23 protein-coding genes are annotated in these 26,699 nt (G+C 59.0%); 7 read left to right on the forward strand and 16 right to left on the reverse strand.

The window, feature by feature from the left end:
* The 13 genes from PSV43_RS17305 to PSV43_RS17365 all read right to left on the reverse strand — a co-directional run.
* A partial coding sequence (locus tag PSV43_RS17305; protein ID WP_300200138.1) for a pitrilysin family protein occupies window positions 1-666 on the reverse strand: 666 nt, incomplete at its 3' end.
* Window positions 663-1,076 (reverse strand): Minf_1886 family protein, encoded by a 414-nt coding sequence (locus tag PSV43_RS17310; RefSeq protein ID WP_300200141.1) that lies wholly within the window; start codon window positions 1,074-1,076, stop codon window positions 663-665. The genes PSV43_RS17310 and PSV43_RS17305, both read right to left, overlap by 4 nt.
* Window positions 1,077-1,122: 46 nt before the next feature.
* On the reverse strand, window positions 1,123-2,415 hold the full coding sequence (locus tag PSV43_RS17315) for a glycosyltransferase family 4 protein (protein ID WP_300200143.1): 1,293 nt from the start codon (window positions 2,413-2,415) through the stop codon (window positions 1,123-1,125).
* A gap of 267 nt (window positions 2,416-2,682) precedes the next feature.
* Window positions 2,683-3,228, reverse strand: a complete 546-nt coding sequence (gene ilvN / locus PSV43_RS17320; RefSeq protein WP_300200145.1) for an acetolactate synthase small subunit — start codon at window positions 3,226-3,228, stop codon at window positions 2,683-2,685.
* A complete protein-coding gene (locus PSV43_RS17325) occupies window positions 3,225-4,031 on the reverse strand; it encodes a site-specific DNA-methyltransferase (RefSeq protein ID WP_300200148.1) in 807 nt (268 codons plus the stop codon). The genes ilvN and PSV43_RS17325 overlap by 4 nt, the downstream gene beginning before the upstream one ends.
* A 38-nt stretch (window positions 4,032-4,069) precedes the next feature.
* The gene (gene ilvB, locus PSV43_RS17330; protein WP_300200151.1) at window positions 4,070-5,797 is read right to left on the reverse strand and encodes a biosynthetic-type acetolactate synthase large subunit; all 1,728 of its coding nucleotides are present in this window, start codon (window positions 5,795-5,797) and stop codon (window positions 4,070-4,072) included.
* 233 nt (window positions 5,798-6,030) lie between these two features.
* On the reverse strand, window positions 6,031-6,270 hold the full coding sequence (locus tag PSV43_RS17335; protein ID WP_300200154.1) for a hypothetical protein: 240 nt from the start codon (window positions 6,268-6,270) through the stop codon (window positions 6,031-6,033).
* Between the two features lie 294 nt (window positions 6,271-6,564).
* Entirely contained in the window at window positions 6,565-8,361 is a 1,797-nt protein-coding gene (locus tag PSV43_RS17340; RefSeq protein WP_300200157.1) for an N-acetylmuramoyl-L-alanine amidase, read from the reverse strand.
* A gap of 111 nt (window positions 8,362-8,472) precedes the next feature.
* The gene (locus PSV43_RS17345) at window positions 8,473-10,182 is read right to left on the reverse strand and encodes a hypothetical protein (protein ID WP_300200160.1); all 1,710 of its coding nucleotides are present in this window, start codon (window positions 10,180-10,182) and stop codon (window positions 8,473-8,475) included.
* A 322-nt stretch (window positions 10,183-10,504) separates the two neighbouring features.
* A complete protein-coding gene (locus PSV43_RS17350; RefSeq protein ID WP_300200163.1) occupies window positions 10,505-10,642 on the reverse strand; it encodes a hypothetical protein in 138 nt (45 codons plus the stop codon).
* 134 nt (window positions 10,643-10,776) lie between these two features.
* Window positions 10,777-12,573, reverse strand: a complete 1,797-nt coding sequence (locus PSV43_RS17355; RefSeq protein ID WP_300200157.1) for an N-acetylmuramoyl-L-alanine amidase — start codon at window positions 12,571-12,573, stop codon at window positions 10,777-10,779.
* Window positions 12,574-12,684: 111 nt separating this feature from the next.
* Window positions 12,685-14,394: a hypothetical protein gene (locus PSV43_RS17360; RefSeq protein ID WP_300200160.1), complete on the reverse strand. Its 1,710-nt coding sequence runs from the start codon at window positions 14,392-14,394 to the stop codon at window positions 12,685-12,687.
* A gap of 322 nt (window positions 14,395-14,716) precedes the next feature.
* Window positions 14,717-15,955, reverse strand: coding sequence for a PQQ-binding-like beta-propeller repeat protein (locus tag PSV43_RS17365; RefSeq protein WP_300200166.1), 1,239 nt, complete (start codon window positions 15,953-15,955; stop codon window positions 14,717-14,719).
* A 154-nt stretch (window positions 15,956-16,109) separates the two neighbouring features.
* Here PSV43_RS17365 and PSV43_RS17370 point away from each other — a divergent pair, with 154 nt between their 5' ends.
* Window positions 16,110-16,283, forward strand: a complete 174-nt coding sequence (locus PSV43_RS17370) for a hypothetical protein (RefSeq protein ID WP_300200169.1) — start codon at window positions 16,110-16,112, stop codon at window positions 16,281-16,283.
* 451 nt (window positions 16,284-16,734) lie between these two features.
* Here the strand turns inward: PSV43_RS17370 and PSV43_RS17375 are convergent, their stop codons facing one another.
* Both PSV43_RS17375 and PSV43_RS17380 read right to left on the reverse strand, forming a co-directional pair.
* The gene (locus PSV43_RS17375) at window positions 16,735-18,792 is read right to left on the reverse strand and encodes a carbon starvation CstA family protein (protein WP_300200172.1); all 2,058 of its coding nucleotides are present in this window, start codon (window positions 18,790-18,792) and stop codon (window positions 16,735-16,737) included.
* Window positions 18,793-18,876: 84 nt separating this feature from the next.
* Complete coding sequence (locus tag PSV43_RS17380) at window positions 18,877-19,803, reverse strand: ThuA domain-containing protein (protein ID WP_300200175.1); 927 nt, start codon at window positions 19,801-19,803, stop codon at window positions 18,877-18,879.
* A 112-nt stretch (window positions 19,804-19,915) separates the two neighbouring features.
* Between PSV43_RS17380 and PSV43_RS17385 the strand changes: the two genes are divergently transcribed.
* The 5 genes from PSV43_RS17385 (at window position 19,916) to PSV43_RS17405 (ending at window position 26,033) form a co-directional block, all read left to right on the forward strand.
* Window positions 19,916-20,407 (forward strand): peptidoglycan endopeptidase, encoded by a 492-nt coding sequence (locus PSV43_RS17385; RefSeq protein ID WP_300200177.1) that lies wholly within the window; start codon window positions 19,916-19,918, stop codon window positions 20,405-20,407.
* Window positions 20,404-20,874 carry an RNA pyrophosphohydrolase gene (locus PSV43_RS17390; RefSeq protein WP_300200180.1) on the forward strand — a complete coding sequence of 157 codons (471 nt, stop codon included), beginning with the start codon at window positions 20,404-20,406 and terminating at the stop codon, window positions 20,872-20,874. The genes PSV43_RS17385 and PSV43_RS17390 overlap by 4 nt, the downstream gene beginning before the upstream one ends.
* A 239-nt stretch (window positions 20,875-21,113) precedes the next feature.
* On the forward strand, window positions 21,114-23,237 hold the full coding sequence (locus PSV43_RS17395; RefSeq protein WP_300200183.1) for an ABC transporter ATP-binding protein: 2,124 nt from the start codon (window positions 21,114-21,116) through the stop codon (window positions 23,235-23,237).
* Between the two features lie 4 nt (window positions 23,238-23,241).
* On the forward strand, window positions 23,242-24,549 hold the full coding sequence (locus PSV43_RS17400) for an HlyD family efflux transporter periplasmic adaptor subunit (RefSeq protein ID WP_300200186.1): 1,308 nt from the start codon (window positions 23,242-23,244) through the stop codon (window positions 24,547-24,549).
* Window positions 24,546-26,033, forward strand: coding sequence for a TolC family protein (locus PSV43_RS17405; RefSeq protein WP_300200189.1), 1,488 nt, complete (start codon window positions 24,546-24,548; stop codon window positions 26,031-26,033). The genes PSV43_RS17400 and PSV43_RS17405 overlap by 4 nt, the downstream gene beginning before the upstream one ends.
* A gap of 53 nt (window positions 26,034-26,086) precedes the next feature.
* Here PSV43_RS17405 and PSV43_RS17410 read toward each other — a convergent pair whose 3' ends face one another.
* On the reverse strand, window positions 26,087-26,356 hold the full coding sequence (locus tag PSV43_RS17410; RefSeq protein WP_300200192.1) for a hypothetical protein: 270 nt from the start codon (window positions 26,354-26,356) through the stop codon (window positions 26,087-26,089).
* Window positions 26,357-26,465: 109 nt separating this feature from the next.
* On the opposite strand from PSV43_RS17410, the gene PSV43_RS17415 reads away from it, so the two are divergent.
* A partial coding sequence (locus PSV43_RS17415) for a hypothetical protein (protein ID WP_300200195.1) occupies window positions 26,466-26,699 on the forward strand: 234 nt, incomplete at its 3' end.

Below are 26,699 nucleotides of genomic sequence, written 5' to 3' on the forward strand. Positions count from 1 at the left end.
GGTTTCCAATACGTCGGCGGTCTCGACATCACCGGCTATCACGATGAAGGCATTGTTGGGCACGTAGTGGCGCTGCACGAAGCCGTGGACGTCCGCACGGGTGATCTGATCGAAGACTTCACGATGACCGATGATGGGATGACGCAGCGGATGCTGGCGGAAGGCGGTGGCCTGCATCAGATGCTGGATGGCGCTGCCGGGGTCGTCGTTATCCATGGCCATCTCACGACGGATGACTTCTTTTTCGCGAGTGAGTTCATCGGCGTCGAATTTCGAATAACGGATCATGTCCGCGAGGATGTCGAGGTAGCCGCCGGCATGTTCGGCGAGGCCGTCGATCCAGTACACGGTGCGGTTGAATGAGGTGTAGGCGTTGACGTAGCCGCCCAGCGCCTGAATGCCCTGGGAGATCTGCGCGGGGTCGCGCTTGTCGGTGCCTTTGAAGAGCATGTGCTCCACACAATGCGCGATGCCTGCGCCGGTGTGCTGCTCCTCATGCATGCTGCCGGCCTTGATCCACACCTGCACGCTGACGAGCGGGTGGGCATGGTCTTCACGCACGATGACCTCCAGGCCGTTGGGGAGTGTGGTGACGCTGGCATCCAGAGAGGGAGCGGTGCGGGCGTTTGATTTGGGGGACAAGGAACGTGACAAAACTTTTTTCATGAGGATTTTTTCTCGCGTTCATCACGCAGAGAGGCTGGGAGGAAAGGGGTGCTGAAGGCGAGTGCGAAGTCGTAACCGCAGGCGAAGTCTTCGAGGCTGTCGCCATCGTTTCTGCCGAAGTAGCCGCAGTCGATCAGATTATAGACGATGTTGCCTATATCTTCGCCACGCTGGAGGCCCCACTGGTCGAGGATGATGTTGGACATGGGCCCGTATTCTTGGAGTACGTAATCGCGGAAACCTGCGAGGAGTTCCTGACCGCTGACGTGCTGGTCTTCGGCGGCCTCATCGCGGAATTTTTTGGCGGCGACGTGCAGGGCATCGCGAACCAGTTCGTAGGCGGCCGGGTGGTAGCGGGGGTCTTTTTGTATCGAGCGCCGGACGGCCTCGCCAAAGGTGATGGAAGTCATGGGCGGGCAAACATTGGAGCGGAGAAGGGCAGGGTCAATGCAGCGCTCATTTTGTGGCGACGGCTTCCTGGAGAACGGCTTCGAAGCGCTCGGCCATGCGGGTGGCGCTGAATTCCTGGCGAACTTTGGCGATGCCGTTTTTGGAGAACTTTTCGCGCTGTTCGTCGTCGTTGAGCAGGGTTTCGAGGGCGTCGGCCAGCGCTGTGGTGTCGTCGGGCTTGCAGAGCACGCCGCCTTCGGTGGCGACGATGAGTTCGGGGAAGGCGCCGTGGTCGGGCTGCACGACGGGGACGCCGCTGGAGACAGCCTCGATGACGTAGAGGCCGAAGGCTTCACCGTAGGTGGCGGGGACGCTGAAGACAGTGAGGTCGTGGAAGAAATGGACCTTGTCTTTGAAGCTGACGTTGGGGAGCCACTCGACGCGGTTTGCCAGTCCGGCCGCCTTGAGCTTGCTCTGGAGACTGGCCACGTATTTTTCATCGATGGGGGTTTTGGCACCACCGATGCGCAGTTTGACGCGCGGCACGGTGCCGCGTTTGGCGAGGTCAATGAACGCATCCACGAGCGTGGTGAGGCCCTTGCCATGGATCATGCGGGCGAAATAGCCGATGATGGGCCAGTTCGGGTCTGGGGAGGAGGTGGTGAAGGCTGTGGTGTCGATGCCGTTGGGCAGTACTTTCATCTGCGCGGAGGTCGCATCGAGGCGCTGGCGCATGTGGTTGGCGTAGTACTGGCTGGGGGCGATGAAAAAACGAATGCTGCGGGCATTGCGCTGCATGGCCTCCCAACACTGTGTGCGGTAGGGCTCCGGCAGGGTATCGAGGAAGCTGTCCTCCCCTTGCAGTGAACAGATGATGGGTACTCCCAGTTCTTTTTCAAGGGTGGGGGCGAGGCCGGTGAGGAGGCTGTTGGAAAAGGAGATGACGTCAAATTTCCCCTGGGTGCGAATCCACTGGATGAGGCGCTGCCACTCGCCCCACTGGCGGCCTTCGGTCCCGAGAAGCGCGCCCAGAGCCATGTCTCCGAGCACCTTGGCGCTGGTCATGCCCATGCGCTTTGATGCTAGGCGGAGGAAATCAGGCTTATTGATCCACTTGTGAACGAAGCGGGGTACTTTGTGAAACCAAGGGAGCTTTTGCTGGATGAACAAGGAGATGCCGCCGATCTGCACCGGCAGCTCTTGCGAGCCGAATTCGCGATCCGTGACCAAGGGCAGGTAAAGGGGGGCCATCATGGCGTCATGCCCGCGCACGCGGAGTGCTTTGATCAGCGCATGGTCACGCAGGCAGCTTCCGCAGTGGAAATTGCCGGTGCCGGGGGTGAGGTGGAGGATGCGCATTGAAGGAATGACGAAGCTCGAATGGGAGAAGATGCGAGAGGTGAGAAAAGAATACGCGGGAGGGGCGCGATTCGTTATTTGGATTTCGTCAGGGACAGTGGTTGGGCGAAGAAAAATCCGGCATCCTTTTTGACAGGATTTACGGGATTCACAAGATGAACAGGATTTTTCCGGACCGGGTATTGAGTCGTTAAATGTTGAAGCCCGAACGCTGGTGGCATTCGGGCTTCGGTCATTAATTCGTCATTTCGCCTTCATCATTTCTGATTACGTCTCAGTCAGGCCGCGGGCCATGACGACTTTGCCGGTGCGGACGGTTTCGACGATTTCGAACTTGGTGAGGAGGCGCACGGCGGCGTCGAGTTTGTCGGAGTTGCCGCTGATGAGGGCGATGAGGCTGTCTTCCTGGAGATCGACGGTCTTGCCGTTGTAGTGCTCGATGATCTGGAGGATCTCGGTGCGCTCGGCGGCTGTGGCGGCGACTTTGATGAGCACCATTTCCTTGGCGACGGCGTCGCGGTCGGTGTGCTCGACACCGTGGATGACGTCGATGAGTTTGTTCACCTGCATGATGATCTGGTGCAGGCCTTCGGGATGACCGCTGATGCCGATGGTCATGCGGCTGAAGCGGGGATCGCGCGTCTGGGAGACGACGAGGGACTCGATGTTGAAACCACGGCGGCTGAACACGGCGCAGATGCGGCCGAGGACGCCGGGCTGGTTGTTCACCATGACGCTGAGCGTGTGGATGTTGACGATGTCAGCCTGGGGCGCTGGTTTTTTGTCGGTGGTGGCAGGGATGCGTTCGCTCATGGGATGGATGATTTACGTTTGGTGACTGGTGCTTTGGCAGAAAGGCGGCGCTTGGCGATCTTGACGTAGTTGGAGTCTTTTTCGATGCCGAGCCATTTGCGTTTGAGCTTCTTGGCTGCTGCTGCGGTGGTGCCGGAGCCGAGGAAGGGATCGATGACGAGGTCTCCGGTGTCGGTGGAGCAGGCGATGAGTTTTTCGATGAGGTTAAGCGGCTTCTGCGAGGGGTGGCCGCACTTTTCTTTGGAGATGCCTTTCAGACTGGGCACTCGGAGAATGTTGGTGGCGAACTTGCCTTTTCCGAGATGGGCGCGGCGGGCGTCCATGTCTTTGTAGCGCTTGTCCTTGAGGTAGGTCTCGATGGTGGCGGCATCGTAGGGGATGCGGACGGCGTCTTTGTTGAACTTCACGTCGTCGCCTTTCCTCAGGACGAGGACCATTTCGTACTGCGGGGTGAAGCTGTCGCGGCGCTCGTCATAGCCCACCGCGCGATCCCAGATGATGAGATCGTGAAACTGGTGCTGCTGACTGAGTCGTGACATGAGGTGGAGGAAGGTGTGCTCGCGTTTGCCTAGCTGGCCGAAGATGAAAGCGAGGCCGTCATCGCGCAGGACGCGCATGGCTTCAGCGACCCACTCATCGCACCAGGCGAGGTAGTCGGCGGCTGTCTTCCATTGCGTGTCCCAGGCTTCATCTTCGAGAACATTGAAGTAAGGCGGATCGGCGATGATGGCCTGGGCGACGGACGCGGGGAGTTTTTTGAGTTCCGCGAGTGCGTCGCCCTGGATGATTCGGTTGGATTTCATCGGGCCAGCGCCGCACTCTGACGAGTGCGATTACGTGATTAGGTTGAACCGGTGGGTTTTTCCATTTTCGTTTTCGGCGCTTCGGTGATCATGTCTTCGAGAGCGGCACCGGCGGGGATCATTGGGAAAACGTTTTCCGTTTTGATGCACTCGGCTTCGATGATGCAGGGGCCGTCGTTGTAGTCGAGGGCCTGCTGGAGGATGCGCTCCACGTCAGCCGGGCGGCGGATGTGGAAGCCCTTGATGCCGTAGGCTTCACCGAGCTTCACGAAGTCGGGGTTGCCGATGAGATCGACGCCGCTTTCGCGGTTTTCGAAGAACAACTCCTGCCACTGCCGGACCATGCCGAGATAGCTGTTGTTGAGGATGATGATCTTGATGGGGAGCTTGTGGATGGCAGCGGTGGCCAGTTCAAACAGGGTCATCTGGAAGCCGCCGTCGCCGGAGATGGAGACGACGAGCTTGTCCGGGCAGGCGAGCTGCGCGCCGATGGCCGCAGGGAAGCCGAAGCCCATGGTGCCTGCGCCGCCGGAGCTGAGCCAATGGTAGCTGCTGTCGTTCTTGTAGAACTGCGCGGCCCACATCTGGTGCTGGCCGACATCGGTGGAGATGATGGCCTTGCCCTGGGTGAGATTGTACAATTCATCAATGACCTGCTGCATGCGGAGGCCGCCCTGCTTCTTATAAGAGAGGGGGAACTTCTTCTTGTAGCCGTCCAGCGTGGCGAGCCAGTCTTCGGTGGGCAGTTTTTCGACCAGGGGAAGGAGGTCGCTGAGCGCGGCCTTGGCATCGCCTTTGATGGTGACGTCCACCTTGATCATCTTGTGGAACTCAGCGGCATCGATGTCGATGTGGATGAGCTTGGCGTTGCGGCCGAACATGGTGGGCTTGCCAATGATGCGGTCGTCAAAGCGGGAGCCGACATTGAAGATGAGGTCGGCCTCGCAGATGGCCTTGTTGGCATATGCGGTGCCGTGCATGCCGAGCATGCCGAGGGAGAGGGGGTGGGTTTCAGGGAAGACGCCTTTGCCGAGCAGGGTCGTGGTGACCGGGCAGCCGAGGGTTTCGGCCAGCATGAGCAATTCTTTGTCGGCACGGGCGATCATGGCACCCTGACCGGCGAGGATGACGGGGCGCTGGGCACCTGCGAGCAGGCGGGCGGCTTCTTTAATACCGACCTGATCAATCTTGAAGTTTTCTTCGGGATGGTAGCCGGGGAGATCCATCGGCTCGTCAAACGTGCCGGTGAAGGGGCCTTGGCTGAAGTCCTTGGGGATGTCGATCAGAACCGGACCCGGGCGACCCGTGGTGGCGATGTGGTAGGCCTCCTTGGCGATGCGGGGCAGGGAATTGGAGCTCTTGATCAGGTAGTTGTGCTTCACGACGGGGGCCGTGATGTTGAAGATGTCGGCTTCCTGGAAGGCGTCTTTGCCGAGCATCCAGCTGACGGTTTGGCCGCAGAGGACAATCATGGGGACGCTGTCCATCTGCGCGGTCATGAGGCCGGTGATGGTGTTGCCAGCGCCAGGGCCGGAGGTGACGAGAACGACGGCTGGCTTGCCGGTTGCGCGGGCGTAACCATCGGCCATGTGAACGGCACCCTGCTCGTGACGGACGAGAATGAACTTCATGTCCGTCTTCACGGTCTGCAGTGCGTCAAAGATCGGGATGGCGGCTCCGCCGGAGTACCCGAAGACATACTCGATGCCGAGATCTGCGAGGGTTTTGATGAGGGCTTGTGCGCCGTCCATTTTTTGCTGACTCATGATGGGTTGGGGTGAAAATTGGGTTTTGAAGGGTGAAGGTGGGGGTAAATGGAAAAATCGCAATCAAAAAATAGACTTTTTGAGGTTAGTTCGCCTATTTTTCCAATCGGCGTGTTTGAAAACATCTGACTTTTTGACCAAACTTGGCGATTGGGTGGCTCGCGTCGGCTGAAAATTTCAATATCGGTGCATGTTTCACCCCACCGCGCCGATTCGTGAGGGCTAAAGCCGCCTCACCACCACAACCACGCGAGCAGGGCAGTGATGGCGGCAAGAATGAGCAAGATCAGGATGCCTGCTCCCCAGCGCCGCCAAGAACGCCGTGTCTCGCGGTCGAATTCGGATTCGCCAATCAGGGAGTTTTCCTTCAGCGATTTATCGGCGTGAAGGATGGCATCGAAGAATTCTCCGATCTTCATGCAGATGCTCAAGACTGCTTCAAGCAGGGTGGCAATGAAGTCGAATAGAACCATGCTCCATAGTTGCCGGGGCTACTTCTTGATCAATATACCAATTTCCTTCCGTGCGGATCAGCAGATCCGAGCCGATGACGGCGTACGATGCAAGGTGGTTTTGGGCGAGGATTTGGAAGGTCTTGCCGGGCTGTCGCCACACCCATCCCACATCGCACTTTCGCATGCGATTAATTCAGGAGATAACCCAACACTGCTCTCAATCGAGGATTTACCGGCCCGCAACTCCAACAGTCTGGCAGGCTGCGCTCCGTGCGCGAGCTGCCAGACTGTCTCTAAATGAGTTTTTATGTGTCAGGCGAATGCTGAGCACAGCTTTTGTTCATCTACGGCTTTCTCAACCGCCTGAAACATTTCATCACAGGCAGCCACAATTTCCACCTGACGTTTGTTGATCGGTCCCCAGTGGCCCTTTCCCGGTCCGCCGCCAGCCATTGAGCGCAGTGCGATAGCGGTAAATTCGGCCGCGAATTCCGGTATTTCCTTCGTCAACTTCTGATAGGTGCGGCCAGCTCCCTGGCCGTAGTTGATTGCGTCGTCGCTACTGCATGACACCACCTGCCCAGGTTTGCGTTCCTTGAAAATACTCAAGAACACCGAGGTCGGGTTTTTCTGATAGCTGTCGAAAAGCGCCTCCATCTGTTTCTTGTTCCTGCTTCGAGCGTTATAGCTTGTTTGGAAGAGGCCTGCCTCTGCGGTGTCCGCCGTTGTGTTCCCATCCGGCTTGTAAAGGCCCTCGCAATACTTGCCTGAGCTTTCCATCATTCCCAGCCCCATCATCATGACGAATAGATGCCGGAGCGTTGGCACCCCGGACTGTGAATTATCCATCCCTGCGGCTTGGTATTCTACGGCGTACCATTCCAAAGCGTCGCGATTTGCATTTCCGGTGCTTTTTTGCGCCATCGCCAGCACAAATTCGTCAGGTTGCGCGCTGGTCAGGCGACAATAGAGACGGGCATAAACCAGAGCCATGCCTTTTGTATATCCCAGCGGAGCGACTCCACGATCATTCCAATCATACCGAGCGATGGATGACTGCGCAGCGATTTGGACGATGACGTCCAACCCACTTACCTTGCCAGTGCCGCCGCCGTTGTTCGAAGGAGGCTGGACTATCGCAGAGGCCGCCCCGGTTGTTGGGCTTTGACCGCCGGCTTCCAGTGTGGCGAGGCGTCCATCAAGTGCTTGGAGGGTGTCATCGCCAATGGAACCATCTTCTTCGACCTCTGCAAGACGCTGAAATGCTTTGATGGCTTTGATGGTCTGCGGTCCGTAAAAGCCGAGATGTTTGTCACCCGCGCCAAAATCGATTTTGGCTCCCATACCCGCAGCTTCGGCAAGCCGGTTGAGCGCCCGTTGGATGGTTGCGATGCCATCGACGCGGCGGCTCGTTGCAGGTGGTAGCAGGACGAGATCGACGGCAGCGATCTGGCGAATCACGGGGTCGGCAGAAAGAAGGCTGCTGCGGAGCATGTAAGCCCCTTCGCTGGCACCAGCTCCGGTGCTACGCTCGCCAATATCCAGATAATTGTCATGGGGTGCATGCTCGCCGTGATTGTCACCTGCCATGCGCGCTTTGATTCGTGCGATCAAGTCGGCTTTGTCCACATTGCGGCCCGGACAATGAGTGTGAGTGGTGCCTGGGTCTTCCTTGTGGAAACGCAAGGTTTCGGGGTCCAAGCCGCGCCAACTGAGCAACGCAGCCAGGGCATCCACGGCATTCTCCCGCACTCCTGCATTGAAGGGCTCCTCATCGTACTCACCCACGAGTTCGATGCCCCAAGACACGCCGTTCCACGAAGGGGAATGCACTCCGCTGGTCGTCAGCGGTGTGAAGACCCAGATGAGATCATCTGCGATGAACAGGTGAGGTCCTGCCGACCAGCGCTGCTGATCTCGATAATAGCTTTCCAGGTTTCGCATCCGCACCGCTCCGGGGTGTGAGTGCCACTGGGAGAGACGGGGCGCGGAGGTGTTGTGAACCACGGCGAATTGAGGACGCCAGTCCGTAAAGCGCAATGTCGATACATAGTCTTTGAATTCCGCAGCACGAAAGCCACGGCCAATGATTCCTTTCCAAGCAGGCATAGTTCAATTTCCTTTCAGTTTGTATGGTTGATGCGGGGGTAAAATTTCGCCATCGGTGCGGCTGCCGGTTCTCGCGTGAGGAGGAGTGCCTGCACCGAATGCGAGGTTGAATCAGTGTGCAGGCGCGCGGGTCCCTGGCGTGATGTCGATGCTGGCCGGTTGCGGGCGCGTGGGTGATGAGGTGGTTTCTTTCTCCCCTGGAACTTTGCCGGAGGCGCGGACATTGACGAATCGACCCAGAAGATCGAACCAGAAAGGTGCCCCGAGCGAGGCTGCAATGGCCGTGATAAGCCAGCCGGCGATCATTCCCAAAAGCACACGGGCTTGGAACCTCATAGGGACCGTTAGAACCCCTTCTTGTGACCTTTCGACTCCCAGCTTTTTCAGAACTTCGGGAGTCCACCCCATCGGAATGCCAGTCTCACTGAGCCTAGTAACCGCAGCTTTGAACTTGGCTTGTGCATCGGCGTTGATGAAGGCCTTGTTAAACGCTTCCTGGGAGGCGATTTGGGCCTTCTGGGCGTCAGCCAGCGTGGCGGCTGCAGCTTTCTTCGCATCGCCGGCTGCAGCCTTCAAAGCTGTGTCCGCATCTTTCAAAGCTTGATCCTTCGCCTTGAGATCCGTGGTGGCCAGTTCGAGCGCCTGAAGCTGCTGCTCTCGTTTGGTGTCGAGTTCTTCAGCAGAAGGAGGTCCGTTATCTTTGTTTTGCTCCCAGTTGACCGTCGCTTGGTTCGCCACCGCCTTGGCGAGGTTGGGGTTGTTGGAAAGGACACGGACGATCTCGAGAGTGTCCACGTTGAATAACGCCGCGAGGATGAAGCCGATGGCGATCATCCATTTTTGCGCAAAGCGCTTGTACCAGCCGGAGACGCGGTCCATGACCCCATTGAACCAGCCTTCGACGGCGAGCTTGAATTTTCCCACGTCGCCCTCGACCGTTTGGAAGAGGGACTGGAGGCTTTCCTTGAGTTTGCCGTCCGGCAGGTTTTCGATGCCTGCATAGATGGTGCCTGAAGCTTGTTGAGCGGCGGTGAACAGATACGAAGCAATACCAACGGCCGCCTCAGCTTGCAGAGCGGCAAGCTCTGTCTCGGCTTTGAACCACTGATTGATGGAGTTTTTAAAGACTGCGATATCCCCGTTGGCTGCGGCTGCCAAGGGGGTGAGTTCCGCCTGCAGCGTGGCAGACTGAGCGATGATCTGCTGGGCGGCAGGAACACTTGCAGCACTGAGCAACTGGCCCTGGATCTGCCGTTTGTCCGCAGCAGCAGCGACGCGGATGTTGATCTTTCCGATCTCGGAGCCTGCATCGGGAGGTGTGCCCAGGGTCCCATAGACCTTCTTAAACTTCGCGATGACAGCGTCGAATGATGTGTCTGCTGCTGGCCTGGCATTCTTGATCTCCGTGATGAAGTCACTCAGCAACTTCACATGATCTGCGGCACCTCGTGCGCCGGCTCCGGGCTTGGCGATCACGTCGAGCAGGCCCGTGACGAAGGCACCCGCAGGAATGTAGGAAGGCGTGCCGGCATGATCATCTTTATCCGCGCGGGAAAAGGCGTTGATGAGACCATGGGACAGCAATTTGTCCCCTTGCGTTCCAAGGCTCAAATTGTCACCTCCCGCGAGGCCGCCCGAGAGGAATTTCCCTCTCCAAGTTTTCACAATGTTCACGCCAAACATCTTCGCCAGCCCCAGGCGCAGGAATTTCGCCCGCTGATCGGACATGGTGAGGATGTACTCATTCAGCGCTGAAACGACGAGGCTGAATAGGAGGAAGACGAAGATGGTGCCGATGGCGACGTCAAGGAGCTGGGGCATGGGAGGTGGCGGTTGGAGATGAGGAGTAGCAGAAAAGGGTGAGGATAGAGGCTTCAAATGCTATGCCTGCCTGCGGGGCGCTTAGCGGCCTGTGGATTAGGGGCAGGAAGCAGTCGCTCGTGACTTCCCGGCGTCGTTGAAAAGAACGAAAGTGACGCCAGATATTCATTAATGATCTTATATCGAATAAGATTCAAACAGTCAATAAACTATTATACGCCTAGGTATATAGTTTATATACAAAAGCGCATAGTCCATCAATATCACACGCTGTGTGATGCTCCACGGTTCCAGTCCTCGCAGGGAAACCCTGCTCCTAGGCCTACTTTTTCACCCGGTACAGATTGCCTTCCGTGCGGATCAGGAGATCCGAGCCGATGACGGCGTAGGAGGCGAGGCTGCGTTCTCCGAGGTCGTTTTGAGCGAGGATTTGGAGGGTCTTGCCGGGCTGTTTTCGCATGCGATGACTTCAGGAGGCAGGGAAAACCCAACACTGCTCTCAATCGAGAATTTACCGGCCCGCAACTACAACAGTCTGGCAGGCTGCGCTCCGTGCGCGAGCTGCCAGACTGTCTCTAAATGAGTTTTTATGTGTCAGGCGAATGCTGAGCACAGCTTTTGTTCATCTACGGCTTTCTCAACCGCCTGAAACATTTCATCACAGGCAGCCACAATTTCCACCTGACGTTTGTTGATCGGTCCCCAGTGGCCCTTTCCCGGTCCGCCGCCAGCCATTGAGCGCAGTGCGATAGCGGTAAATTCGGCCGCGAATTCCGGTATTTCCTTCGTCAACTTCTGATAGGTGCGGCCAGCTCCCTGGCCGTAGTTGATTGCGTCGTCGCTACTGCATGACACCACCTGCCCAGGTTTGCGTTCCTTGAAAATACTCAAGAACACCGAGGTCGGGTTTTTCTGATAGCTGTCGAAAAGCGCCTCCATCTGTTTCTTGTTCCTGCTTCGAGCGTTATAGCTTGTTTGGAAGAGGCCTGCCTCTGCGGTGTCCGCCGTTGTGTTCCCATCCGGCTTGTAAAGGCCCTCGCAATACTTGCCTGAGCTTTCCATCATTCCCAGCCCCATCATCATGACGAATAGATGCCGGAGCGTTGGCACCCCGGACTGTGAATTATCCATCCCTGCGGCTTGGTATTCTACGGCGTACCATTCCAAAGCGTCGCGATTTGCATTTCCGGTGCTTTTTTGCGCCATCGCCAGCACAAATTCGTCAGGTTGCGCGCTGGTCAGGCGACAATAGAGACGGGCATAAACCAGAGCCATGCCTTTTGTATATCCCAGCGGAGCGACTCCACGATCATTCCAATCATACCGAGCGATGGATGACTGCGCAGCGATTTGGACGATGACGTCCAACCCACTTACCTTGCCAGTGCCGCCGCCGTTGTTCGAAGGAGGCTGGACTATCGCAGAGGCCGCCCCGGTTGTTGGGCTTTGACCGCCGGCTTCCAGTGTGGCGAGGCGTCCATCAAGTGCTTGGAGGGTGTCATCGCCAATGGAACCATCTTCTTCGACCTCTGCAAGACGCTGAAATGCTTTGATGGCTTTGATGGTCTGCGGTCCGTAAAAGCCGAGATGTTTGTCACCCGCGCCAAAATCGATTTTGGCTCCCATACCCGCAGCTTCGGCAAGCCGGTTGAGCGCCCGTTGGATGGTTGCGATGCCATCGACGCGGCGGCTCGTTGCAGGTGGTAGCAGGACGAGATCGACGGCAGCGATCTGGCGAATCACGGGGTCGGCAGAAAGAAGGCTGCTGCGGAGCATGTAAGCCCCTTCGCTGGCACCAGCTCCGGTGCTACGCTCGCCAATATCCAGATAATTGTCATGGGGTGCATGCTCGCCGTGATTGTCACCTGCCATGCGCGCTTTGATTCGTGCGATCAAGTCGGCTTTGTCCACATTGCGGCCCGGACAATGAGTGTGAGTGGTGCCTGGGTCTTCCTTGTGGAAACGCAAGGTTTCGGGGTCCAAGCCGCGCCAACTGAGCAACGCAGCCAGGGCATCCACGGCATTCTCCCGCACTCCTGCATTGAAGGGCTCCTCATCGTACTCACCCACGAGTTCGATGCCCCAAGACACGCCGTTCCACGAAGGGGAATGCACTCCGCTGGTCGTCAGCGGTGTGAAGACCCAGATGAGATCATCTGCGATGAACAGGTGAGGTCCTGCCGACCAGCGCTGCTGATCTCGATAATAGCTTTCCAGGTTTCGCATCCGCACCGCTCCGGGGTGTGAGTGCCACTGGGAGAGACGGGGCGCGGAGGTGTTGTGAACCACGGCGAATTGAGGACGCCAGTCCGTAAAGCGCAATGTCGATACATAGTCTTTGAATTCCGCAGCACGAAAGCCACGGCCAATGATTCCTTTCCAAGCAGGCATAGTTCAATTTCCTTTCAGTTTGTATGGTTGATGCGGGGGTAAAATTTCGCCATCGGTGCGGCTGCCGGTTCTCGCGTGAGGAGGAGTGCCTGCACCGAATGCGAGGTTGAATCAGTGTGCAGGCGCGCGGGTCCCTGGCGTGATGTCGATGCTGGCCGGTTGCGGGCGCGTGGGTGATGAGGTGGTTTCTTTCTCCCCTGGAACTTTGCCGGAGGCGCGGACATTGACGAATCGACCCAGAAGATCGAACCAGAAAGGTGCCCCGAGCGAGGCTGCAATGGCCGTGATAAGCCAGCCGGCGATCATTCCCAAAAGCACACGGGCTTGGAACCTCATAGGGACCGTTAGAACCCCTTCTTGTGACCTTTCGACTCCCAGCTTTTTCAGAACTTCGGGAGTCCACCCCATCGGAATGCCAGTCTCACTGAGCCTAGTAACCGCAGCTTTGAACTTGGCTTGTGCATCGGCGTTGATGAAGGCCTTGTTAAACGCTTCCTGGGAGGCGATTTGGGCCTTCTGGGCGTCAGCCAGCGTGGCGGCTGCAGCTTTCTTCGCATCGCCGGCTGCAGCCTTCAAAGCTGTGTCCGCATCTTTCAAAGCTTGATCCTTCGCCTTGAGATCCGTGGTGGCCAGTTCGAGCGCCTGAAGCTGCTGCTCTCGTTTGGTGTCGAGTTCTTCAGCAGAAGGAGGTCCGTTATCTTTGTTTTGCTCCCAGTTGACCGTCGCTTGGTTCGCCACCGCCTTGGCGAGGTTGGGGTTGTTGGAAAGGACACGGACGATCTCGAGAGTGTCCACGTTGAATAACGCCGCGAGGATGAAGCCGATGGCGATCATCCATTTTTGCGCAAAGCGCTTGTACCAGCCGGAGACGCGGTCCATGACCCCATTGAACCAGCCTTCGACGGCGAGCTTGAATTTTCCCACGTCGCCCTCGACCGTTTGGAAGAGGGACTGGAGGCTTTCCTTGAGTTTGCCGTCCGGCAGGTTTTCGATGCCTGCATAGATGGTGCCTGAAGCTTGTTGAGCGGCGGTGAACAGATACGAAGCAATACCAACGGCCGCCTCAGCTTGCAGAGCGGCAAGCTCTGTCTCGGCTTTGAACCACTGATTGATGGAGTTTTTAAAGACTGCGATATCCCCGTTGGCTGCGGCTGCCAAGGGGGTGAGTTCCGCCTGCAGCGTGGCAGACTGAGCGATGATCTGCTGGGCGGCAGGAACACTTGCAGCACTGAGCAACTGGCCCTGGATCTGCCGTTTGTCCGCAGCAGCAGCGACGCGGATGTTGATCTTTCCGATCTCGGAGCCTGCATCGGGAGGTGTGCCCAGGGTCCCATAGACCTTCTTAAACTTCGCGATGACAGCGTCGAATGATGTGTCTGCTGCTGGCCTGGCATTCTTGATCTCCGTGATGAAGTCACTCAGCAACTTCACATGATCTGCGGCACCTCGTGCGCCGGCTCCGGGCTTGGCGATCACGTCGAGCAGGCCCGTGACGAAGGCACCCGCAGGAATGTAGGAAGGCGTGCCGGCATGATCATCTTTATCCGCGCGGGAAAAGGCGTTGATGAGACCATGGGACAGCAATTTGTCCCCTTGCGTTCCAAGGCTCAAATTGTCACCTCCCGCGAGGCCGCCCGAGAGGAATTTCCCTCTCCAAGTTTTCACAATGTTCACGCCAAACATCTTCGCCAGCCCCAGGCGCAGGAATTTCGCCCGCTGATCGGACATGGTGAGGATGTACTCATTCAGCGCTGAAACGACGAGGCTGAATAGGAGGAAGACGAAGATGGTGCCGATGGCGACGTCAAGGAGCTGGGGCATGGGAGGTGGCGGTTGGAGATGAGGAGTAGCAGAAAAGGGTGAGGATAGAGGCTTCAAATGCTATGCCTGCCTGCGGGGCGCTTAGCGGCCTGTGGATTAGGGGCAGGAAGCAGTCGCTCGTGACTTCCCGGCGTCGTTGAAAAGAACGAAAGTGACGCCAGATATTCATTAATGATCTTATATCGAATAAGATTCAAACAGTCAATAAACTATTATACGCCTAGGTATATAGTTTATATACAAAAGCGCATAGTCCATCAATATCACACGCTGTGTGATGCTCCACGGTTCCAGTCCTCGCAGGGAAACCCTGCTCCTAGGCCTACTTTTTCACCCGGTACAGATTGCCTTCCGTGCGGATCAGGAGATCCGAGCCGATGACGGCGTAGGAGGCGAGGCTGCGTTCTCCGAGGTCGTTCTTGGCGAGGATGCTGAAGGTCTTGCCGGGTTTGACGACAACGCCGAGGCCTTTTTCGTCTTGGAGGTAGAGCTTGCCATCCGCAGCGAGGAGGGAGGCGGAGATGGGGCCGGTGCAGCGTTCGGAGTAATGGACGGTGCCGGTTTTGGCATCTGCGCAGGTGAGGATGCCGTTGTCGGCGACGAAGTAGAGTTCATCGCCGATGACGGCCATGCTGGGATTGTGCGGTGCGGCTTTCTCGATGGTCCAGGCGAGGTGGGTGGCGGTGACGTCACCTTTGCCGTCCACCTTGACGGCGAGGACGATGGGCTTGTTGTAACCGGTGGAAAGGTAGATCATGCCGTGGGCATAGATGGGGCGCGGGACGATGGAGTACCCCTGATCGTAGTCGCAGTGCCAGATCTCGGTGCCGTCTTTGGGATTGAGCGAGTTCACCACGCCGCTGCCGGGGGTGATGAGCTGCTTCTGGCCGTTCACATCAATGAGGATCGGGGTGCAGAATGAGAATTTGTTTTTCGCGCCTGACTGGCGGGCGAAGATCCAGCGCTGTTTGCCGGTGGCTTTGTCGAGGGCGATGACTTTAGGTTCTGTTTCGGCATCGGCGTTGAAGATGAGGAGGTCTTCGAAGAGGACGGGGCTGCTGCCGTTGCCATGCACGGGTGAGTACGCGAACTCTTGCGTGCTCCAGAGGGTCTTGCCGGTGAGTGCGTCCAGACAGGCGGTGCCGAGGTGGCCGAAGTGGACGTAGAGTTTGCCGTCTTCGTAGATCGCGGTCGGGCTGGCGTGGCTGTTTTTGCGGTGCGCTTTGGGCGCTGTGGCGGTGAAGAGCTCGACGTCCCACACGGGATTGCCGGTGGTGGCATCGAGAGCGAGGGCATGCAGGGAGCGGTCGGCTTTGGGATCTTCCACGCCGCCGACGGGCAGCGCGGATGTGAGGAAGATGCGATCTCCAATGACCACCGGGGAGGACCAGCCAATGCCTGCGACGGGTGCTTTCCAGGCGATGTGCGAGGTGGGGCTCCAGGTGAGGGGGAGGTTGGTGGCGTCCGAGTGGCCTTGGGCGGCGGGGCCTCGGAATTCAGGCCAGTCGGCGGCGTGAAGAGCGAAGGAAGTCGAGAGGAGGAGAAGCAGGTGGGAGCGCATGAGGCGGAAAGAACGCGGCGAGAGTGACGACGTTTGCAGATTTTGCGCTGTCTGGCGGAGGCACCACGTTCTTGACAAAATCCAGGATGCCCGAATCAGTAGTGTCATGTAACTCACGCTCACTGGTCCCATTGAGGACTTCATTCAGCGCCAAGTGGCTCAAGGGTACAAAGACGCCGACGAAGTCGCCCGGCAGGCGTTTTTGCGCTGGATGAGCGAAGAGTCTGATACGCCGCCAAACATTCAAACACGGCTCGATGAGGCGGCCTCAGGGCGCTTCATCCCTGGTGATCGGTCTAACATCCAACGCATCATCGCCGCAGCCTGATGTCGTTGCGATACGGGGCAAAAAAAGTGCAGAATGGCACAATAAAATTATCTGCTACAGACGTCAGAATTGATCACCTTTATCTTGGTCCGGGAAAAGGAGGACGGCTTGTAGTGACGCATCTGCCGTCAGGCTTGTCTGTCACGGAAGACATCCCGATGACAAAGTCAGCCCTCTCTATTCAACACAGGCTCATGTCGGCGCTGAAGATGAAGATTCTTAAAGAGGGTAAGAGTTAAATGGAGTGAACACCAGCCGATGCGAATGATCTCTGCAATCATGGCAGATGCATCAGCGCTCATGCGAGCGCGGAGTATCTTGGAGTGCGTGCGGCAAGCTTGGGCTCGACGCTGCTTTCACAGGCTGGACGGTGGGGTGATGCCGGAGGGTATTCTTCACCCTGCGAAAGCGGTGCTGAAGCACCGCACTCCGTGGACGCTGGCGCGCTTAATTACGTGCCTTCAGGAAGAGCGACGTAGGGCGACTCGTTGAGGACGATTTTCTTCGCGCCGCTGAGGAGCTTGATCCATTCGATCAGGCAGCCGAGGAAGATGATGGCGACGGCGAGGAGGAAGAAGGCGGTGACGGCGGTGTCCACGTTGAAGTTGAACTGTTGCGCGGCCCAGGCTTTCATTTCCACAGGCGTGCCACCGGCGGCGATTTTGTTGCCGTACATCTCCGCACCGGCGATGAAGCCCATGCGCGGGTCTTTGTCGAAGAGCTTGATGTAGCCGGCGGCGAAGGTGGCGCTCATGAGGAAGACCAGAGGTATCACCGTGACGAGGAGGTAGCGGGCCTTGCCCATCTTGATGAGGATGGTGGTGCCAAGGCAGAAGGCGATGACGGCGAGGAGCTGATTCGCGATGCCGAAGAGGGGCCAGAGGGTGTTGATGCCGCCGAGGGGATCTACCACGCCTTGATAGAGGAAGAAGCCCCAGGCTGCGACGAGCAGGCCGCTGGCGAAGACGTTCGCGGGAAGGCTGCGGGTGTTGCCCAGCGGTTTCCAGATGCCTGCGAGGAAGTCTTGAAGGATGAAGCGGCCCACGCGTGTGCCGGCGTCGATGGTGGTCAAAATAAAGAGCGCCTCAAACATGATGGCGAAGTGATACCAGAAGGCCATCCAGGAGGGGCCAAAGGCGCGGGCAAACATTTGCGCCATGCCGACGGCAAAGGTGGGGGCACCACCGACGCGGCCAAACATGGTCTTTTCGCCGATGTCGGCTGCCAGTTTGTCCATGCCTGCAACGGTGACGGGGAAGCCGGCGTTGGTGATCATGCTGGTGACGGCAGCGGCCTGGGAAGGATCGGTTTGCACGATCTTGGCGGCACCGGCATTGATGGCGAAGTATTCGCCGGGTTGCAGGGCGCAGGCGGCAACGAGGGCCATGAGGGCGACGAGCATCTCGGTGATCATCGCTCCATAAGCGATGCTGCGGATGTCGGCCTCGTTGTCGAGCAGCTTGGGTGTGGTGCCGGAGGAGATGAGTGCGTGGAAGCCGGAGATGGCACCGCAGGCGATGGTGATGAAGACAAACGGGAAGACGCTGCCGAGGAAGACGAGGCCGGTGCCGTCCACAAATTGCGTGAGCTTGGGCATGTGCAACTCGGGAGCGACCCAGATGACCACGATGGCCAGCACGGCCACGGTACCGATCTTCATGAAGGTGCTCAAATAGTCACGCGGTGCGAGGAGCATCCACACTGGCAGCACGGAGGCGGCAAAGCCGTAGATCATGATGGACCAAGCGATGGTTTCGCCCTTGTAGTCAAAGTAGTGCTCGATGCCCCAGTCCTTGAGATGGCTGCCGGCCCAGACGCTGACGAGCAGGCCGATGATGCCGAAGATGGTGATGTTGCGCACGCTGGCACCGAAGATCGTGTGACCAAAGCCCATGATGAAGGCCAGCGGGATCGTCATGACGATGGTGAACAGGCCCCAAGGACTTTCGGCGAGGGCTTTCACCACCACGAGGCCGAGCACGGCGAGCAGGATGGTCATGATGGCAAGGACGGAGACCATGGCCACGAAACCGACGAAGGGATTGACCTCTTCTTTGAGCATCTGCCCCACCGATTTGCCGCCACGACGGATGGAGGCAAACATGACGATGGCATCATGCACGCCGCCGCCGAGCGTGGCCCCGATCAAGATCCACAGCATGCCGGGGAGATAACCAAACTGCGCTGCAAGCACGGGGCCCACGAGCGGTCCTGGACCGGCGATGGCGGCGAAGTGATGACCGAAAACGACCCACTTGTTTGTCGGCACAAAGTCCTTGCCGTCCTTGTGGGTGACCGAGGGCGGGGCGCGATGTTTGTCGAGCACGAGCACTTTGGTGATGAGCCACTTGCTGTAAAAGCGATAGGCGACCGCGAATGAACACAAACCCGCCACGACAAGCCACAGCGCATTGATGGTTTCGCCTTTGTGCAGTGCGGAGAAAGCGACGGAGCCAGCTCCGAGGAGGGAGATGGCGATCCAGATGAGAATTTGAAGGGCTTTGGGCATGGTCTGGGAAAGTTGTTCAGTTGCGCTGCAACTGGAGGGGGGATTGGAGTGAAAGGGGAGGGGACCAGTTGCGGCGCAACTGGACTACTTTTTGGCAGGCTTGGGCGGCGGCGGGGCGACGTAGGGAGGGTTGGTCATGGCGCCGGGAGCGGTTTCCTTGAGATTGGGCGGGACGCTGGCTTCGACATCTCCCAGGGCCCATTTGACGCCGCCGATGAGGATCTCTTGGAAGGTGGGATTGGTCCAGACGTCTTCGCGGTGGCCCATGGCGGTGTACCACACACGGCCTGCGCCTTCCTTGCGTGCCCAGGTGCTTGGGTAGGCGGGGCGTTCGTACTCTTTGCCTTCCATGGCAGGGGCGTCGATCACGCTGAGTACGTGGATGTCCGGATTGAAGTCCTTGAGAGAGTACCACTCCTCCTGGAAGCCGTAGGTCGCGCCGACTTTTTCGAAGCCGGGGAACTTGGGGTCGGTAACGGTGTTTTTGGCGTCCTGCTGCTTGCCATGCTTGATGAACTCTGCACCGAGGAAGCGCACATACGCGTCCGCTTTCTCACCGTGGTTCAGGTAACGCTCCGGGCCTTTCTGCGATTCGTTGTCGGTGTGGAAGGTGTCGCTGGCGGAATGGGTGCCGATGAAGCCTTTGCCGCTTTTGACGTAGTCGAAGAGGGCCTGCTTGCCTTCCGTGGACATGGGCGGTTGTTTGTCGGTGCCTTCGCTGCAGAGATCGCCCGTGGTGTAGAAGAACACGGCGTCGAATTGAGCCAGGTAGTCCTTGCTGAACTTGGAGCCGTCCTTGGAGAATTCGAAGTCCCAGCCGTTCTTTTCACCGAGTTCCAGCAGCACTTTTTCGGCGTGGCTGGGCTGGCCGTTCTTCCAGGAGATGACGCTGTGCTCAAAGCCGCTGGACTTGGAGAAGAAAAGAATCTTGTGCTTTGCGGCAGGTGCGGAAAAGGCCACGGCGCAGGCAGCGACGGCCAGCAGCAGGGGAGCGGCGAGTTTTTTTATCATGGGGATGGATTCTGGCGAGTTTTTGAAAACAAGGCAAGGCAGTGTTGCGCGCCTTGTTAATTCGACCGAGCCGAATACGATGGTGTGGATGATGCGCTTTCTTCTACTTTTAATGCCCCTGCCTCTTTGTGTACTGCTCTGCCAGTGCGGCTCCAGCGCGGGAGCGCGCTGGGAGTACAAGTTTGCCCCGGGCAAAACGGCGGTCATCATTGGTGGCAAGGCCGTTCCGCCTGCCAACGCACCTGCAGCCGTGCTGAGGGCGATCTCTGCGGGCAATCACATTTGCACCATGCCTTATCGCCGTGGTGGCGGACATGCCCGCTTTCAAGACAGCGGCTATGACTGCTCCGGCACGACTTCGTATGTGCTGCACGCCGCAGGGAAGCTCGATACACCGACTGTGTCCGGGGCCTTCCGCAGTTTCGGGAGCAGTGGCAGTGGCAGGTGGATCACCGTCTATGCCCGCAAGGGGCATGTCTTTATGGAGGTGGCGGGGCTGCGGCTTGACACAGGATACAATGATGCGTCCAGCTCTGGACCGCGCTGGAGCAGCCGCTCACGGCCCACGAAAGGCTACACCATGCGTCACCCCTCCGGCTTATGATCCCCCCTGAAACAATCGTTTATCGTCCCAATGTCGCCGCGATTTTGCAGCGGGAGAACGGTGACATCTTTGTGGCTGAGCGCATCAACATCAAAGGTGCGTGGCAGTTTCCCCAAGGAGGCATTGATGAAGGGGAGAATGCGGAGACGGCGCTGTTTCGCGAGCTTGAAGAGGAGATCGGCGTGAAGCGCGAAATGCTGCAGATCATTCAGCGGCGGGACGGCTACCGGTATGCGTTTACAAAGGGGCGGCTGAAGTACGGCATCTACGGCGGCCAGGAGCAGGCCTACTTTCTCTGCGGGTTCTCCGGCGCGGATATCGACTTCAATCTGGATGCCACGCACCGTGAGTTCGCGGGATTTAGGTGGATCAAACCGGCGGACTTTGATCTGGACTGGGTGCCGAAATTCAAACGCCAAGTCTATCGTCAGGTGATGCTGGATTTTTTTGGCATCGACCTTGCCTAACCGTGCAGGAAGGTCACGTAGGGAGTCACGAAATAGTCGTGTGATGGGCGATTTTTACGCTTGGCAGGCTCATTTCCTGCTGCCGTTTTTTCTTGCACTCCGGCATCTTACATTCAGGGATTTTTTTTGGATTAAGCAGGTGAGTCCATCTGTGCTAATTGGGCGTATAGGAACCGACTTATCCCTAAATTTTGACTGCCTTACCCCCCACCCCACCTTCCTTTCTTTCGCCAACTCTCATGCAGTTGGCGGCCATCCTCGGCAGTGATATTGGTCCTGAGCGTGCTCGTCTGGCCATTCACCATGCCACGCAGACGGAGAATGATCCGCTGGCGTTGCTCAGCGCCGCCGCAGCCGGCGCGGGCATGCAGGTGTCTCCTGCGCGCCTGCCACTGAGCGAGGCTGTGTGGCAGGCCCATGCGGATTCTCCCGTGGTGATCTGGAGCAGCGTGGAAAGCCGCTGGATGGTCATCACCTACGCCGGCTGGTTCAGCCTGCGTCTCGCGGATGGGGAGCATCCCACACATCGGGTCACCGTTACGCGGCAGGCGCTGGCACGCCGCGTGGGTGTGGAGAGTGTGCATGCGGTGGTGGAGGTGGGCATCGTCCACCTCGACCGGGGAGCGCGGGGGCTGAGCGCGGCGCGGAGTCATGATGACGGCGGCCATCATGCCCCTGGTGCCGTGAGCCCTGCACGGCGCTTCATCGCGCTGCTGCTGGCGGAGAAGCAGGAGGTGCGCACTCTGCTGATGTTTTCGGTGATCTCAGCGCTGCTCTACCTCGCGGTGCCGCTGGCGGTGGATGCGGTCGTGACCAACTTGGCCTTCGGCGGCCAGTCAGGCCCCTATGTGCAGGCGTTGGTGGTCGTGTCTCTGGCGCTGTTTGGCTGCCTGGGACTGCAGGCGATCGTCACCGGCTTTCAGTTCTATGTGTCAGACATGATTCAGCGGCGCATCTTTGTGCGTGCCGCTTCGGACCTGGCCTACCGCCTGCCACGGGTGAAAGCGCAGGTGCATGATGAGGTGCACGCGCCGGAGATGGTGAACCGCTTCCTGGATGTGGTGACCGCGCAGAAGTCCACGGCTCTGCTGCTGCTGGACGGGGTAAACCTCGTCTTTGGCGGACTCATCGGCATGCTGCTGCTGTCGTTGTACCATCCGCTGCTGCTGCTCTTTGCCGCCGTGCTGCTCAGCCTCATCATCCTCAGCCTGTGGATGCTTGGGCGCGGGGCGGTGGACACCAGCATCGAGGAGTCGCGGATGAAATACGATCTGGTGAACTGGTTTGAGGAAATTGCGCATTTCCCGTTTTTGTTTAAAGGCCCGGGTGGCGGCCGCATGGCGCGTGAGCGTGCCAATGAACTGAGCACGGGCTATGTGATGGCGCGCAGCAGACACTTCCGTGTGCTCATGCGGCAGATCGCCGCGCTGCTCACGCTTCAAGTGGTGGCTTCTGCAGCACTGCTGGCGGTGGGTGGGTATCTTGTCATCAGCCAGCAGATCACACTGGGGCAGCTCGTGGCCAGCGAGATCATCATGAGCGGCATTGTGGCCTCACTTGCCAAGCTCGGCAAAAAACTCGAAGCTTGGTACGATGCCATGGCCGCCATGGACAAGCTCGGTCACATTTTCGATCTTGAAACCGAGCGCGAGGGCGGCGAGAAGCCAGCGCCACTCGGCAGCGGAGCGGAGGTGGTGGCCAATCAGGTGGACTATTCGTATCACCCCAGCATGCCGCTCTTCAGTGGGCGCAGCTTCAGCATCCCTGCAGGTAGTAGCGCTGCCATCGTCGGACCTCATGGCGCGGGTGCGAGCTCGCTGCTGGACATCCTCTTTGGCCTGCGCCAGTCCACCGGCGGATTTGTCACCATCGACGGCTTGGACCTACGGAGCTGGGACCTCGAAAAACTGCGCGAAAGCACGCAGCTTCTGCGCCGGGACGAGATCATGGATGGCACGGTGGTTGAAAATCTCCGCCTCGGCCGCAGCGACATCGGCATGGACGAAATCCGTGCTGCGCTGAAGCAAGTGGGCCTGCTGAATGAACTGCTCGCACGCCCTGAGGGGCTGAACCTGCGGCTGAAGATTGGCGGTGCGCCGCTCTCCGGCAATCAACGCATGCGCCTGCTCCTCGCCCGTGCTCTCGCGCAGCGGCCGCGCCTGCTGCTCATTGATGAATTGATCGACAACATGGACGACTCCTCCTTCGCCCTGCTCTCCGCCGCCATTTTTGACAAATCGCAGCCATGGACCGTGGTGGTCACCACACGTGACTCCCAGGTTAGCACACGGTGCGATCAGATCATCGAACTCGCCCCCTGCCACATGAGCGATGGCACCATTCCGCAAACCCTCGCCGCCTGATACCATGACGACGACACACACACCTGCCCCCCTTATATCTTCTGCACCACCCCTGCCCGCGCTGAGCATTGCCAGCCCCGCACGGTTCACGCGCGTCTTCAGCCGTATGCTGCTCGCATTTTTCGCCGTGCTGCTGGTCGCGCTTCTTTTTCTGCCTTGGCGACAGTTTGTGGCCGGTACGGGGCGCGTCATCGCCTTCAATCCTTTGGACCGGCGCGTGAATGTGGAGGCTCAGGTCTCCGGTCGCGTGCGCAATCTCCACGTCATGGAAGGACAGCGTGTGAAGAAAGGCGAGCTGATCATCGAGATCCAGGACAACGACCCCAACTTGATCAACAACCTGAAGGCGCAGCGCGAGGCCATCGAGAGCCGTCGCGATTTTGCCAAGGGGCGTGTGGAGTCGCTCACCGCGCAGATCACACAGCAGGAGCTGGCCAAGGCGCAGGCCATCGATGGCGCGCATCAGCGTGTGGCAGGCGCGAAAATTGCCGCAGAGACGGCGCAGCTCAACTACGCACGCACGCAGGGGCTCTTTGGCAAGCAGCTCGAATCTCAGCGCAGCATGGAGCTGGCTACGCTGCAGCGGGATGCGACTTCTGCAGACTTCAAGTCCGCCGCCGCCGCGCTGAAGCGCACCGGCAATGACATGGATGCCCTCATCGCTTCCATCCATGCGTCCAAAGGCAGCGCCCTCGGCGAAGTTGCCACCGCAGAGCGTGATCTCTCCGTCATTGATGTGCAGATCAATCAAAACCTGCGCCAGATTGTCGATGCGCCACGCGATGGCGTTGTGCTCCAGGTGGCGGTGACCGACGGCACCTACCTACGCCCTGGTTCGCTCATCTGCGTGATCATTCCCGAGAGCGACAGCCGCAACGTGGAGGTGTGGGTCGATGGCAATGACATGCCACTGGTGCATGCGCGGAAAGAGGTGGACGGCGTCGTTACTCCAGGCAGCCCCGTGCGCCTCTCGTTTGAGGGCTGGCCGGCTGTGCAGGTCATCGGCTGGCCACAGCTCGCCATCGGCACCTTTGGTGGCGAGGTCGTGTTTATGGATGCAAGTGATGACGGCCAGGGACGTTTCCGTGTACTCATCGGCCCGGCGGATGACGTCGTGGACCGTGGTGATGGCAAGGGGCCCGTGACGATCGGCTGGCCGGACCGCGATCGCTGGCTGCGCCAGGGCACCCGAGCCAATGCGTGGTTCCTCCTCGATCAAGTGCCGCTTTGGTTTGAGCTCTGGCGGCAGATCAATGGCTTTCCCGCCGTGAACTCCAACGCAGACGGCAAGCTCGACCCTACCAAAAAATGATCTTTCCTACCACGTTAAACCCGAAGATGTCGTCCGCGATGCCTGTCGGCACCCGCATGCCGCCCATGGGCCGCTGCCGCACTGCGATGGTCGTCCTCATGCTGCCTTTTGCCGGGCTGCAAGCCGCCCCCGAGGAGAAAGAAAAGGAGAAAGCCCGCCCCCTGCTGCTCCAAGAAGTCCTGCAAAGCGTCAACACCCAGTATCCGCCCTACCTCGCCGCCATGATCGAGCAGGACATCGCCAATGGCCGCGCACGGCAGGCCATGGGTGCCTTTGACCTCAACCTCAATGCCGGCACCGCCTTTGCCCCAGCCGGCTATTACGACGGCCAGACCGCCTACACCATGCTGGAGCAGCCTCTCACCAACTGGGGCGGCGGCGTCTATGGCGGTTACCGCCTTAGCAGCGGCTTCCTGCCAAACTACAACAAGGAACGTACCGGCACCGATGGCGAAGGCGTCCTCGGCTTCCGCATCCCCCTCCTCCGGGACGGCACTATCGACCGCCGCCGCGCCACCCTCTGGCAGGCGCAGATTGATCAGGAACTCGCGGACCCCATCATCTTCCGCCAGTATCTCGACTTCATTCGCGCCGCTACCATCTCCTACTATGGCTGGCTCTCCGCCGGCCAGCGCCTCTCCCTCACCGAAGAGCTCCTCCGCGTCGCCAAAGAGCGCGACTCAGGCATCGCCCAGCAGGTGGAAAACGGTGCTTCAGCGCCCATCGTGCAGGTGGACAATCAGCGCCTCGTCGTCAGCCGTGAGATTGCCGTCGTACAGGCCCGCCGCCGCCTCCAGGCCGCCACGATTGAGCTCTCCCTTTTCTACCGCGACAACCGCTCCTCAGAGCCCATTCTCGCCCCGCGCACACGCCTCCCCTCCGCCTTCCCCACGCACAGCCACCCGGCAGAATCCCAGCTCACCGTGGACATCGCCAAGGCCCTCGTCTTTCGCCCCGAAATGCGCCGCATCGAGCTCACCCTCGAAAAAACCGGCATCGACCTCCGCCTCGCCAAAAACAACCTCCTCCCCAGCCTCGAAGTTGGCGTCCAGGCCGCCCAAGGCATCAACGGCAGAACCCCTCGCGACGTCGAACGCACCGAGGTCGAAGCTAAGATCGAGTTCAAGCTCCCACTCCAGCGCCGTGAGGCCAAGGGCCGCGTGGATGTGGCGAATGCGCAGATCGAGCGCCTGAACCAGGAAATGAGCTTTGCCCGGCAACGCATCGCCGCCGACGTGCGCGACTCCCACAGCGCGCTCCTAGCCGCGCATGAGGTGCTGCGGCAGACGCGGCGGAATGTGGACCTCGCCCAGCAGCTTGCCACCGCCGAAGGCGAACGTCTCAAACAAGGGGCCACCGACCTCCTCGCTCTTCAGATCCGTGAGCAGGCCAGCTTTGACGCCAAGGTCCTGGAAGTCGAAGCGCAGTCCGAGTACTTCCGCGCCCATGCCAACTACCGCGCCGCCATCGCGGCGAAAAATTGAGGATCGGTAGGGGCGTTGCCCTCGGTAGGGTGAGGGACAATGCAGTGGCGGCATCAATTTAATCCGCAGCGCTGGAGACCCCGGAGCTGCGGTGCAAACCAGCGCATCTTGGACCGAAGCTTGGGTGAGGATGGGCTGTCATCCGTTGCCTGCACCACCAGCAGGGAGACGGTGAAACCGTAGGAGCCGTCCGCGCGCCGTTGCGGAGAACTGGCGACGACGAGACATTTCAGCATGACCCACTTTGAGTTTGATGTGGTCATGGCGAGCATGGCTGGCGTCAAGGTGGAGCGTTTGATGCGCACCTGTACTTCGGCAGCCATGTCAAAACGCTGACGTGACCAGAAGACGAGTCCGCAGGCGGTGATTTCGCAAAGCTCGACAACAGCCTGCCTGCCGACTTTGCAGCATCCAGTATTACCGCAGAGGATCTTGGTCCTGCACGGCTGCTGGGAAAGTCGTGACGAGCCAGAACGCAACACCGCACGGCGGGCATTCTTGCCCCTTTGGGAGTCGCTTTGGCTGAAACGAAAAACCCCGGATTGCGCGAACCGCATTCCGGGGCTTGTTCATGACTGCGAGCAGAACTCAGGAGAACAGGGTTCCGCCATTGATGTCGACATTGGTGCCGGTCAGCCGCAGCGCCCGGCCATCAGCGGCACGCTC

The organism is Prosthecobacter sp., assembly GCF_029946185.1.
Taxonomy (GTDB): domain Bacteria; phylum Verrucomicrobiota; class Verrucomicrobiia; order Verrucomicrobiales; family Verrucomicrobiaceae; genus Prosthecobacter.